At 70.9% G+C, this 11675-nt stretch carries 11 protein-coding genes; 4 read left to right on the top strand and 7 right to left on the bottom strand.

The window, feature by feature from the left end:
- Nucleotides 1–203: 203 nt before the first annotated feature.
- Nucleotides 204–1445 (bottom strand): MFS transporter, encoded by a 1242-nt coding sequence (locus AB0I52_RS05260; protein WP_363069163.1) that lies wholly within the window; start codon nt 1443–1445, stop codon nt 204–206.
- 154 nt (nt 1446–1599) lie between these two features.
- Between AB0I52_RS05260 and AB0I52_RS05255 the strand changes: the two genes are divergently transcribed.
- Nucleotides 1600–2616 carry a LuxR C-terminal-related transcriptional regulator gene (locus tag AB0I52_RS05255; protein ID WP_363069070.1) on the top strand — a complete coding sequence of 339 codons (1017 nt, stop codon included), beginning with the start codon at nt 1600–1602 and terminating at the stop codon, nt 2614–2616.
- Between the two features lie 76 nt (nt 2617–2692).
- Here AB0I52_RS05255 and AB0I52_RS05250 read toward each other — a convergent pair whose 3' ends face one another.
- On the bottom strand, nt 2693–4360 hold the full coding sequence (locus AB0I52_RS05250; RefSeq protein WP_363069068.1) for a fumarate hydratase: 1668 nt from the start codon (nt 4358–4360) through the stop codon (nt 2693–2695).
- A gap of 195 nt (nt 4361–4555) precedes the next feature.
- On the opposite strand from AB0I52_RS05250, the gene AB0I52_RS05245 reads away from it, so the two are divergent.
- Together AB0I52_RS05245 and AB0I52_RS05240 are read left to right on the top strand one after the other, a co-directional pair.
- A complete protein-coding gene (locus tag AB0I52_RS05245; RefSeq protein WP_363069066.1) occupies nt 4556–5221 on the top strand; it encodes a DUF1707 domain-containing protein in 666 nt (221 codons plus the stop codon).
- A 161-nt stretch (nt 5222–5382) separates the two neighbouring features.
- Nucleotides 5383–5754, top strand: coding sequence for a WhiB family transcriptional regulator (locus tag AB0I52_RS05240; RefSeq protein WP_363069064.1), 372 nt, complete (start codon nt 5383–5385; stop codon nt 5752–5754).
- 173 nt (nt 5755–5927) lie between these two features.
- Here the strand turns inward: AB0I52_RS05240 and glpX are convergent, their stop codons facing one another.
- Nucleotides 5928–6959 (bottom strand): class II fructose-bisphosphatase, encoded by a 1032-nt coding sequence (glpX, locus tag AB0I52_RS05235; protein WP_363069062.1) that lies wholly within the window; start codon nt 6957–6959, stop codon nt 5928–5930.
- 141 nt (nt 6960–7100) lie between these two features.
- Between glpX and AB0I52_RS05230 the strand changes: the two genes are divergently transcribed.
- Nucleotides 7101–7619, top strand: coding sequence for a DUF4245 domain-containing protein (locus AB0I52_RS05230; RefSeq protein ID WP_363069060.1), 519 nt, complete (start codon nt 7101–7103; stop codon nt 7617–7619).
- A gap of 145 nt (nt 7620–7764) precedes the next feature.
- Here AB0I52_RS05230 and AB0I52_RS05225 read toward each other — a convergent pair whose 3' ends face one another.
- The 4 genes from AB0I52_RS05225 to AB0I52_RS05210 all read right to left on the bottom strand — a co-directional run bounded on the left by AB0I52_RS05225 (nt 7765) and on the right by AB0I52_RS05210 (nt 11612).
- Nucleotides 7765–8355, bottom strand: coding sequence for a malonic semialdehyde reductase (locus AB0I52_RS05225; protein ID WP_363069058.1), 591 nt, complete (start codon nt 8353–8355; stop codon nt 7765–7767).
- A gap of 156 nt (nt 8356–8511) precedes the next feature.
- Nucleotides 8512–8778: an exodeoxyribonuclease VII small subunit gene (locus tag AB0I52_RS05220; RefSeq protein WP_363069056.1), complete on the bottom strand. Its 267-nt coding sequence runs from the start codon at nt 8776–8778 to the stop codon at nt 8512–8514.
- Nucleotides 8779–8858: 80 nt separating this feature from the next.
- Nucleotides 8859–10070, bottom strand: a complete 1212-nt coding sequence (gene xseA, locus AB0I52_RS05215; RefSeq protein ID WP_363069054.1) for an exodeoxyribonuclease VII large subunit — start codon at nt 10068–10070, stop codon at nt 8859–8861.
- Between the two features lie 126 nt (nt 10071–10196).
- On the bottom strand, nt 10197–11612 hold the full coding sequence (locus AB0I52_RS05210; RefSeq protein WP_363069052.1) for an APC family permease: 1416 nt from the start codon (nt 11610–11612) through the stop codon (nt 10197–10199).
- Nucleotides 11613–11675 lie beyond the last annotated feature (63 nt).

Here is an 11675-nt window from a genome sequence, read left to right as displayed (position 1 = left end):
ACGCCGGTGCCCGCGGCCGGTGGGGACCGTCCTGGGGCCTCGTCGCGGGGCCCGGCCGGCACCGGAACGGCGACCGGCGTGCGGATCGCCGCCCGTACCCGTTCCGGCACCCGGGCGCGGGAGCTCTCGCGGCTGCGCCGCACCGCCCTCCACAGGATTGGCTGAATTCAGTCGTACGCGGACCGTGCCGGCACCGGGTCCGGTCACGGGGACGACGGGACCGGCGGAGCCTTGCGCAGGCCCCGGACCCGGATCAGGAACACCGCGGCGACCACGAGAGCGGCGCCGTGGGACCAGCCGACGACCGTCAGCGGGGTGTAGTGGTCGAGCGAGGCCGCGACCAGGATCATCCCGGCGCCGAACCCGAGGTTCTCCACCGTGGCGGAGAGCCCGAAGGCGTGCGCGCGCAGCCCGGCCGGCAGGGTCTGCAGATGCGAGGTGTACGAGACCTCCGTGAGCCCGTCGGCCGCCCCGGCGACCAGGGCGATCGCGGCCGTGGCCACCAGGGGGAACCCCGCGAAGGCCAGGATGAACGCCCCGGACATGAGACAGGTGCCCCAGCCGAAGCCCAGCGCCCCCACGGACCGGCCGGTGCGGCGCGCGTACCGCTGGATCAGCTGCTGCACCACGATGTTGCCGAGCGCCCACAGGCACCAGAAGGCGCTGACGAACACGGCGGGGCGCGAGGCGTCGAGCCCGCTGGAGTAGACGGGCAGCGCAGCGTTGTGCGAGGACGAGCCCAGCGCGTCGACGCCGCGCAGCGCCACCATCAGCGCCAGACCGGGCGCGGCGGCCAGGGCGGCCAGCGCGGCGGACCGGCGGCGACGTGCGGGCGAGTCATCCGGCTCCTCCCGGCCCCCGCCCCGGCCCCCGCCCCCGTTCGCGTTCCCGTCCTCGCCGTCGCCTCTGCCGCCGCCCGGGATGGGGAGCAGGGCCACCGTCACCGCGCAGACCGCGAAGGTGGCCGTGTCCACCACGAACGCGGCGGTGTACCCGACGAGCGAGACGACGACGCCCGCCGAGGCGAAACCGGCCACCATGGCCAGTGAACGGCCGGTGATCGAGAGGGAGTTGGCCCAGGATCGCCGGTCCTCGCCGACCATCTCGGGAATCGAGCTGCGCAGGGACACCATGAACAGGGTCCCGCAGGAGCCGACCACCACCGACACGGCGACCAGCGCGGCCGTCCGCAGCCCGTCCGGCGCGAGGACCAGCAGCAGCATCACCGACGCCTGCGCGATATTCGTCCAGAGCATCACGCTCTTCGCCGTGAAACGGGAGAGCAGACCACCGGCCGTCAGCCCGGCGGCAAATCCGGACGCCAGCCGCACCGCCATGAACAGCCCCATGGCGAGAGCCCGCCCCGTCGTCTCATAGACGAACAGATTGAGCGCCACCATATTCAGGAAGGTGCCGTACGAAGAGATGGCGTAGCCGGCCACCAGGAATCGATAACGCCGAACTCCGTACCGCGAGTCGGCCGATTCGGCGGTCGGCCGGCTGAGGGTGTGGTCAGGGCCGGGCGTCACCCGTTCATAGTCGTCGAACCGCCGAACTCCCCAACGTCATCCCGTATGTACAAAGGTAATCTGCATACTTGTGAAGGACGCTCATTCCAGCCCACCGGCATGCGATTGCCGCGAATCGTCGGCGGACAGCTCCGCACGGGCCGGCTCCGTCCCGGAACAGCCGTGCGAGAGCGCGCTCGCGACCTATCGGCGCGCACTGGTGGCGGGGTGCCTTCCCGAGGACGAGGTGGCCGGATGTCTGCGGGACCTGCACCTGATGGTGGCCGACCGCCGGTCACCCGGATCCATGATCCCCGTACCGCCGGAGACGGCGTCCCACGCCGTCCTCGCCCCGCTCCAGGCCGCCGTCCTCGACCGGCGCCGCACGCTGCGGGCCACCCGCGCCGCGCTCTCCGTCTTCGAGGCCCTGTACGCGGACGTGCACCGGACCGAACGGCCCGCGCTCACCCGGCTGTCCGGGGAGGCCGTCATCAGCAAGGCGCTGGACGCGGCGGTGGGCGGCTGCCGGGAGCAGGTCCGCACCGCACACCCCGGGGGCGGCCGTCCGGCACACGTGCTCCAGGAAGCGCTGATCCGGGACCTGGGCAGCCTGCGGCGGGGGATCCGGCAGCGGACGATCTACCAGCACACCGTCCGCTCGGACCGCACGACCCTCGCGTACATCGAGCAGGTGACCGCCGCGGGAGCGGAGATCAGGACGCTCGCCGAGGTGGCCGACCGGGTGATCGTGTTCGACCGGGACCTGGCGTTCGTCCCGTTCTCCGACGAACCGCACCACGCGCTGCGCGTCCAGCACCCGTCACTGGTGAGGTTCCTGGCCCGCGGCTTCGACGAGGCCTGGGCCCGCTCGGTGCCGGTCCGCCCGGAACGGGCGCCGCTGCGCACCCCCGTCATCACGTCCGATCTGCAGCGCGCCATCCTGCGGGCGGTGGTCAACGGGGAGACGGACGCCTCGATAGCCCGGCGGATCGGGATGAGCCGCCGCACCGTCGCCGAGCACATGCGGAAGGTCTCCGAGCAGCTCGGCAGCACCAGCCGGGCCCAACTCGGCTATCTGGTCGCGACATCGGGCCTGCTCGACGGCTGAGGGGCCCGCTCAGCCCGTTGCCGGACGTGAGGGGCCCCTCGTGGTACGTGCGTGCGTCTCTCGCCGGCCGAGGCCGTCAGCCGAGGCCGGGGCCGCGCACCGGAATGCTGGTGAACGTCGGGGCCGGGGCGGGCTCGGTGAAGAAGTCGTTGCCCTTGTCGTCGACGACGACGAACGCCGGGAAGTCCTCGACCTCGATCCGCCAGACCGCCTCCATGCCGAGCTCCTCGTACTCGACGACCTCGACCTTCTTGATGCAGTCCTGCGCCAGCCGCGCCGCCGGGCCGCCGATGGAACCGAGGTAGAACCCGCCGTGCGCGTCGCACGCGTCGGTGACCTGCCTGGACCGGTTGCCCTTGGCCAGCATCACCTTGGAGCCGCCCGCCGCCTGGAACTGCTCGACGTAGCTGTCCATCCGGCCGGCGGTCGTCGGACCGAAGGACCCGGAGGCGTAGCCCTCGGGCGTCTTCGCCGGGCCCGCGTAGTACACCGGGTGGTCCTTGAGGTACTGCGGCATCTCCTCGCCCGCGTCCAGCCGCTCCTTGATCTTGGCGTGCGCGATGTCGCGCGCCACGACCAGCGGGCCGGTCAGCGAGAGCCGGGTCTTGACCGGGTACTTGGTCAGCTCGGCGAGGATGTCGTCCATCGGGCGGCTGAGGTCGATCCGCACGACGTCCCCCGCCTCGTCGAGGTGCTCGTCGGTGGTGTCCGGGAGGAAGCGCGCCGGGTCCTTCTCCAGCTGCTCCAGGAAGACGCCCTCGGCGGTGATCTTCGCGGTGGCCTGGCGGTCGGCCGAGCAGGACACGGCGATCGCGACGGGCAGCGAGGCGCCGTGGCGGGGCAGCCGGACCACGCGCACGTCGTGGCAGAAGTACTTGCCCCCGAACTGCGCCCCGATGCCGATCCTCTGCGTCAGCTCGAAGACCTTCTCCTCCAGCTCCTTGTCACGGAAACCGTGACCCGTGGGGGAGCCCTCGGCGGGCAGCTCGTCCAGGTAGTGCGCGGAGGCGTACTTCGCGGTCTTCATCGCGAACTCGGCCGACGTACCGCCGACGACGATCGCCAGGTGGTACGGCGGGCAGGCGGCCGTGCCCAGGGAACGGATCTTCTCCTCGAGGAACTTCATCATGGAGGCCTCGTTGAGGACCGCCTTGGTCTCCTGGAAGAGGAACGACTTGTTGGCCGAGCCGCCGCCCTTCGCCATGAAGAGGAACTTGTACGCGCCGCCGTCGGTCGCGTACAGCTCGATCTGGGCCGGGAGGTTGGAGCCGGTGTTCTTCTCGTCCCACATGTTCAGCGGCGCCATCTGCGAGTAGCGCAGATTGAGCTTGGTGTACGCGTCGAAGACGCCGTGCGACAGCGCCTCCTCGTCACCGCCCTCGGTGAGCACGTTCTGCCCGCGCTTGCCCATGACGATGGCGGTGCCGGTGTCCTGGCACATGGGCAGGACGCCCGCGGCGGCGATGTTCGCGTTCTTCAGCAGGTCGAGCGCGACGAACTTGTCGTTGGACGACGCCTCGGGGTCGTCCACGATCCGCCGCAGCTGCGCCAGGTGCGCGGGCCGCAGGTAGTGCGAGATGTCGTGCATGGCCTCGGCGGCCAGGGTGCGCAGCGCCGCCGGATCGACCTTGAGGAACGTACGGCCGTCGGCCTCGAAGGTGGAAACACCCTCGGAGGTGACCAGACGATACGGCGTGGTGTCCTCTCCCAGGGGGAGCAGATCGGAGTACGCAAACTCTGGCATTACGGCCATTCCTCACTCGGTGACGGCGGCTGACCTCCCTTGGGCAGCGCACCCACCAGGGTAGAACCCCGCCGGGGCGGCGGGTCTGTGAGGTAGGGCTCACTCGGACAGGACCTGGGCGTCGCCCTGTTCCGCGCCTCGCCGTCACCGCTCAGGCCCTAGTCGCGATCTATCGCGTTTGGGTACGCTGGGCCGGTGGACCTCGAAAAGCACCCCCAGCAGCCCACCGCACGGGCGGAACCCGACGTCATCCGTGCCTCCGACGCCGACCGTGACCGGATCGCGGACATCCTGCGGGAGGCCATGGCCGAGGGCCGGCTGACCGCCGAGGAGCACGGTGAGCGGGTCGACGCGGTCTACCGTGCCAAGACCGTCGGTGAACTGGAGCCGCTGGTGCGGGACCTGCCCGCGCCGGGCGGGGGTGCCAGGCCCTCCACCGCGCCGTACGCCTACGACCCCGAGGCGGCGGCGGGCCCGGCCGACAACCTGGTCGCGGTCTTCAGCAGCTCAACCCGCAGGGGGCGCTGGCGGGTCGGCGGCCGGACGAACGCGTTCTCGTTGTTCGGCAGTGTGGAGATCGATCTGACCGAGGCGCTTTTCGGACAGCGTCTCACCGTGATCAACGCGACCTCCATCTTCGGAAGTGTGGAGATCCGGGTTCCCGAGAACATCTCGCTGCGCGGCAGCGGAACGGGCATCTTCGGCAATTTCGAAGTCGTCACTCTGGAATCCGGGGATCCCGAGGCGCCAGTGGTCGTGGTCAACGGTTATTCGGTCTTCGGCAGCGTCGAGGCAAAACCCAAGCGCGGCAAGTTCATTGCGGATCTCCAGGACCGCCTGCGTAAACACCTCGGTCACTGACGGAGAACCGGGCGCGGAAGGAACTGATTCCAGCCGAAATCACGCTCGACAGCAATTTCGCGGACCGGACCTGAGTGCCACTCAGTGCATAGGCGCGCGCACAGCGGGTAGGGAGTGCTGCATCGTCTTCTCGCCCGCGAAGCCGTCGTCAGGAGTGGACCGTGCTGCACATGCCGCATCAGCCCCTGCAGGTCGCCGCCGTGCCTTCCCAGCGGACCCCCGCTCGGGAGGACCAGGCCGGCCCCTGGCATTCGGAGGCGGTGTGCCGCCGGGACGAAGCCGGGCTGTTCTTCGCCCCGTCGAAGGAGCCGACCGCTGCCCGGCTCGCGCGCGAGGAGTCCGCGAAGCGGGTCTGCGCGCGCTGTCCGGTCATGGTCGAGTGCCGGGAACACGCCCTGCTGCAACCCGAGCCGTACGGGGTGTGGGGCGGCCTCACAGCTGCCGAACGCCGCGTGGCACTCGCCCGCCGCCGGCGGCGCGAGGCCGAGCTCAAGGCCTCCGACGCGGCCGGCCACATCGCCGCCGTCGGCTGACGGACACACCACCGCACCGCATCCGCCCGCGCGGAGCACGTGCCTGCGCGAAGCACGTGCCCGCGTTAAGCATGTGCTTGCGTTAAGCATGTGCTTGCGTTGGGCATGTGCTTGCGCGAAAAGGGGCGCCCCCACCGCACATGGGGGCGCCCCTTCACATGAACGTGCCTACGTCACTTCCCGCGGTCGAAGTCGATCGCACTGTAGGCACGCAGCTTGGACAGCCGGTGGGTCGAGTCGATCTTCCGGATGGTGCCGGACTTGGACCGCATCACGATCGACTCGGTGGTCGCCGTCTCCGCGCGGTACCGCACACCGCGCATCAGCTCGCCGTCCGTGATGCCGGTCGCCACGAAGAACACGTTGTCGCCGCTGACCAGGTCGTCCGTGGACAGCACCCGGTCCAGGTCGTGCCCGGCGTCCAGCGCGCGCTGACGCTCCGCCGCGTCCTTCGGCCAGAGCTTGCCCTGGATGACACCGCCGAGGCACTTTATGGCGCAGGCCGAGATGATGCCCTCAGGGGTGCCGCCGATCCCCATGAGCAGGTCGACGCCGGTACCGTCGCGAGCGGCCATGATCGAGCCCGCGACGTCTCCGTCGGAGATGAACTTGATCCGCGCGCCGGTCTCCCGGATCTCCTTGACGATGCCCTCGTGGCGCGGGCGGTCCAGGACGACGACGGTGACGTCCTCGGGGGTGGAGTTCTTGGCCTTCGCGACCCGGCGGATGTTCACCGCGACGGGGGCGTTGATGTCCACGAAGTCGGCGGCCTCGGGGCCGGTGACCAGCTTGTCCATGTAGAAGACCGCGGACGGGTCGAACATCGCGCCCCGGTCCGCGGCGGCCAGCACGGCGATCGCGTTCGGCATGCCCTTGGCGTTCAGGGTCGTGCCGTCGATCGGGTCGACGGCGATGTCGACCTCGGGGCCGGTGCCGTCACCGACCCGCTCGCCGTTGAACAGCATGGGGGCCTCGTCCTTCTCGCCTTCACCGATGACGACGATGCCGTTCATCGACACGGTGGATACGAGGGTCCGCATGGCCTTCACGGCGGCGCCGTCGGCGCCGATCTTGTCCCCGCGGCCGACCCAGCGCCCGGCGGCCATGGCGGCGGCCTCGGTGACCCGGACGAGCTCCAGGGCGAGGTTGCGGTCGGGGGCCTCCGGGGAGACCTCCAGCTGGGACGGCAGATGATGCTCGGACATCGGAGCGCACCTTTCTGTACGACGACGACCGGATGAGGGTGATGTGACTCTATCGTCAGGTCGATAAAATGAGCAGACCGGCCCACGTATGAGCGGACGCCCCCGATTCGGTCCCGCGGGGGCTGATGCGACGATGGACCCGTGGCAAGCAAGCGAGGCAAGCAGACAGTGCGGGACATGTTCCTGTCGTTGGTGGTCATCGTCGCCGTGGCGGGCGTCGTCTACATCTTCATCCCGCACGACGACAAGGCCGATCCGGTCAAGGCGGTCGACTACCGGGTCGAGCTCCTGACCGCGCGACGTGCGGCCCCGTATCCGGTGGCCGCACCCAGCGGTCTGGCGCAGAAGTGGAAGCCGACCTCCGTCAGTTACGAGCGTGAGGCTGGCGACAGCTGGCACCTGGGCTTCCTCGACCCGGACGGCAAGTACGTCGCGGTGGAGCAGTCCACGTCCCCCGCGGAGAAGTACGTCACCCAGGTCAGCCAGGACGCGAAGAAGACCGGGCGCACGCAGCAGGTCGCCGGTGAGACCTGGCAGCACTGGGAGGGCCCGAAGTACGACGCCCTCGTGCGCGAGGACGAGGGCGCGACCACGGTCGTCACGGGGTCCGCGTCGCCGGAGCGGCTGGCGGAGATGGCGGCGGCGCTCAAGACCTCCTGACGGGAGCGTCCGGCTGGGGGCAGGGCGCGGGGGACGGCGAGCAGACACGGGAATGGCCCTGGAGCGGGTGCTCCAGGGCCATTCCCGTGTGTCTCGGTGCGTGCCTCGGCCGGGCGGACCCCGGTGGATCTCCGGCCGGTGCGGCTCAGACGCTCTTGACGGCCTCGTCGTAGGCCAGGCGCGGCAGACGCGGGAACCAGGCGTCCTCGCCCGGCTTGCCGATGTTGACGACCATCAGCAGGCTGTGGTCGCCGTCCAGGAACTCCTTCTCGATGCCCGCGGCGTCGAAGCCGGTCATCGGGCCCGCGGCCAGGCCGGCGGCGCGGATGCCGATGATGAAGTAGGCGGCCTGCAGCGCGGCGTTCAGCGAGGCGGTCGACTCACGGACCGGGCGCTCGGAGAAGAACGCGTCCTTGGCCTGCGGGAAGTGCGGCAGCAGCGCCGGGAGCTCCTCGTGGAACTCGTTGTCGGCGGCCAGGATCGCGACCAGCGGGGCGGTCGAGGTCTTGGCCTGGTTGCCCTCGGCCATGTGCGGGACGAGGCGCGCGCGGGCCTCGTCCGAGCGGACCAGGACGACGCGCAGCGGCGACTGGTTGAACGCGGTCGGACCGTACTTGACCAGGTCGTAGATCGCCTGGACCTGCTCCTCGGTCACCGGCTCGTCGGTGAAGGTGTTGGCGGTGCGGGCCTCACGGAAGAGGAGGTCCTGGGCGGCGGGGTCAAGAACGAGGGACATCTTGCGTATTACCTTCCGGACGTACACGGGGGTCGAACAACGTCGATCACCCTACGGGAGAGGTAGGTTAACTTTCAACTAAAACCGGAACGGAGTGATTCACTCCACAATGAACGCGGACCGCTCCTGGTTCGGCTCCCGGGCTCAGCCCCGGGCTCAGCCCGCGTCGGCCGCCGTGTCCTCGGTGCCGTCGTCCCCGGGGGCGGCCGGTCCCGCCAGCGCGGCGTCCAGCCGGGCGCGCGCGCCCTCCAGCCAGTGCCGGCACACCTTCGCCAGCTCCTCGCCCCGCTCCCACAGCGCGAGGGACTCCTCCAGGCTCGTCCCACCGGCCTCCAGCCGGCGCACCACCTCGATCAGCTCGTCGCGCGCCTGCTCGTATCCGAGCGTGCCCGTGGCCGCAGTCGTCGTCCCGTCGTCCGTCATGTGATCCACCTTATTGCGAGAGCATGTCCGTCGATATCGCCGAAGTTCTGTCAGTCACCGGCCGCCGTTACCCGCCGCCGTCACTCGGCCACCCGCACCACGAACTCGCCGCCCGAGACGCGGGCCCGCAGCGCGTCCCCGGCCGCTCCCGCGTCGGCGGGATCGCGCACCACGTGCCCGTCCGCCCGCTGGAGCACCGCATAGCCGCGCTCCAGCGTCGCCGCGGGCGACAGCGCGACCACCCGGGCCCTGGTGTGGGCGAGCTCCGAGTCCGCGCGGTCCAGGAGATGCCCCAGCACCCGCCGGCCGCGCCCGATCAGCGCGTCGACCTCCGCCGCGCGCTCGTCCACCATCCGCTGCGGATGCTCCATCGAGGGCCGCCCCAGTGCGTGCGCCAGGCCCCGTTCCTCCCGGTCGAGTAGCCCCCGTACGCTCCGCAGCGCCCGGTCCCGCAACTGCTGGACCCGGTCCAGCTCCTCGCCCACATCGGGCACGATCCTCTTCGCCGCGTCCGTCGGCGTGGAGGCCCGTACGTCCGCGACCAGGTCGAGGAGCGGGGAGTCCGGCTCGTGCCCGATCGCGGAGACCACCGGGGTACGGCACGCCGCGACCGTACGGATCAGCTGCTCGTCCGAGAACGGCAGCAGGTCCTCCACACTGCCTCCGCCGCGCGCCACGACGATCACGTCGACCTCCGGGAGCCCGTCCAGCTCCTTCACCGCCTGGACCACCTGATTCACCGCGTGCACCCCCTGCACCGCGGTGTTGCGGACCTCGAAGCGGACCGCGGGCCACCGCCGCCGCGCGTTCTCCAGGACATCGCGTTCGGCCGCCGACGCCCGGCCGCAGACGAGCCCGATCAGCTGCGGCAGGAAGGGCAGCGGCTTCTTGCGGTCGAGGGCGAAGAGGCCCTCCCCGGCCAGCGACTTCTTCAGCAGCTCCAGCCGGACCAGCAGTTCGCCGATGCCGACCGGCCGTATCTCCGTGGCGCGCAGCGAGAGCTGCCCGCGGGGGGCGTACCACTCGGGTTTGGCGAGGACGACGACCCGCGCCCCCTCCGTGACCACGTCCGCGATCCGGTCGAAGACCTGCCGGAAGCACGTCACGCTCACCGAGATGTCGTGCGAGGGGTCGCGCAGGGTCAGGAACACCACTCCGGCCCCCGGGCGCCGCGACAGCTGGGTGATCTGCCCCTCGACCCAGACGGCGCCGAGCCGGTCGATCCAGCCGCCGATGAGCCGCGACACGTCACCGACCGGCAGCGGAGCTTCCGCGGATGTTTGGAGAGCCATGCGGGCGAGCGTATCCGCCACGACCGACAACGAGGCGGCTCCGCACGGGAACGGCCGGCCCCTCCGCGGCCCCGCGGAGACGCCTCACCCCCTCCGTAACCTCACCCGACCCGCCCCTCCATAACCTCACACCGCCCGGCGCCTCTGCTGCACGGCCAGCACCACCAGTCCCACCACGAGCCAGCACGCCCCCACCACCTGTGCGCTCGACGTCGCCTCCACGATCACCGCGATCAGCACGCCGGCGCCCACCACCGGGATCAGGACGTGCCGCCACCAGCTCGGCGGCCCCTCCATCCGGCGCACCACGAACCAGCCGACCACCGAGGCGTGCAGCAGCACGAACGCGGTCAGCGCGCCCACGTCCACGACCGACACCAGGTGGTCCAGGCCGTCGTCGCGCCGGGCCGCCCAGACGGCTGCCACCAGCGTCACGACAGCCGCGATCAGGATCGCGATCCGCGGCACCCCCGAGCGCGGATCGACCTTGGACAGCAGCGCGGGCAGCCGCCGTTCCCGGGCCATCGCGAACAGCAGCCGGCCCGCGGCCGCCTGCCCGGCCAGCGCCGCGAACGCCGCCCCGATCGCCTTGCTGGCCGCCACCAGGTCGTGCAGCCAGGACCCGACCGCGGAGTCCACCGTGGTGTAGAAGGCCGACCCCTGAGCGGCCGGATCGGCGGCCAGATCCGCCGACGTCATCGGCTCCAGCAGGGCCGCCAGGTACGCCTGCGCCACGAACAGCAACCCCGCCAGCACCAGGCAGAACAGCAGCGCCCGCGCCACCTTCGCCGAACCGCCCGTCACCTCCTCCGCGAACGTGGCGATGGCGTCGAAGCCCAGGTAGGACAGCACGGCCACGGACACCGCACCCAGCACCGCCGTCGCGGAGAACCCCGCGTCGCCGTTGAGCGGGGTCAGCCAGCCGCGTTGCGCCCCGTCCTGCACGAGCACCACCACAGCGGACACCAGGAACACCAGCAGCACCACGATCTCCATGGCGAGCACCGCGAAGCCGACCCGGGCCGCCGCGCGTACGCCCCAGAGGTTCAGCAGCGTCGTGAGGACCACCGCCAGGGCGGTCCACACCCACCGCGACACCTCGGGCACCAGCGAGTTCATCGCGATCCCCGAGAAGAGATAGGCGACCGCCGGGATCAGCAGATAGTCCAGCATCGCCATCCAGCCGGCGATGAACCCCGGCCCCTCCCCGAGCCCTTTGCGCGCGTACGCGAAGACCGAACCCGCCAGGGGGGCGACCCGCACCATCTGGGCGTAACTGAAGGCGGTGAACGCCATCACCACGGTCGCCGCGATGTAGACCAGTGCCACCGCGCCGTGCGATTTCGCGTCGAGCGTGCCGAAGACGCCGACCGGGGCCATCGGGGCGATGAACAGCAGCCCGTAGACCACCAGGTCCCGGAAGCCCAGCGTCCGCCGCAGTCCCGCCCGGCCGGTCGTGCTGCCGGACCCCGGGCCACTGCCGGAAACCGTGCCGCTGCCGAGCTCGTCGCCGGGATCGCCGCCGCTGTCGCTGCCGGCCATGAGTCCTCCGTTGTTCGCGTGGTGATCAGTCTCCCGACCCTGTCGGCCCCGCGCCTGTTCGGT

The organism is Streptomyces sp. NPDC050423 (genome assembly GCF_040655445.1).
In the GTDB taxonomy this organism is placed as follows: domain Bacteria; phylum Actinomycetota; class Actinomycetes; order Streptomycetales; family Streptomycetaceae; genus Streptomyces.
Note: the sequence above shows the minus strand (reverse complement) of the source record. Positions and strands in the feature narration are given on the sequence as shown.

What these genes read in the sequence shown, in the direction of transcription:
- AB0I52_RS05225 (WP_363069058.1), bottom strand. Translation starts at nt 8,355, where the DNA reads ATGTCCCTCGTTCTTGACCCCGCCGCCCAGGACCTCCTCTTCCGTGAG.
- AB0I52_RS05220 (WP_363069056.1), bottom strand. Translation starts at nt 8,778, where the DNA reads ATGACGGACGACGGGACGACGACTGCGGCCACGGGCACGCTCGGATAC.
- AB0I52_RS05250 (WP_363069068.1), bottom strand. Translation starts at nt 4,360, where the DNA reads ATGCCAGAGTTTGCGTACTCCGATCTGCTCCCCCTGGGAGAGGACACC.
- xseA (WP_363069054.1), bottom strand. Translation starts at nt 10,070, where the DNA reads ATGGCTCTCCAAACATCCGCGGAAGCTCCGCTGCCGGTCGGTGACGTG.
- glpX (WP_363069062.1), bottom strand. Translation starts at nt 6,959, where the DNA reads ATGTCCGAGCATCATCTGCCGTCCCAGCTGGAGGTCTCCCCGGAGGCC.
- AB0I52_RS05210 (WP_363069052.1), bottom strand. Translation starts at nt 11,612, where the DNA reads ATGGCCGGCAGCGACAGCGGCGGCGATCCCGGCGACGAGCTCGGCAGC.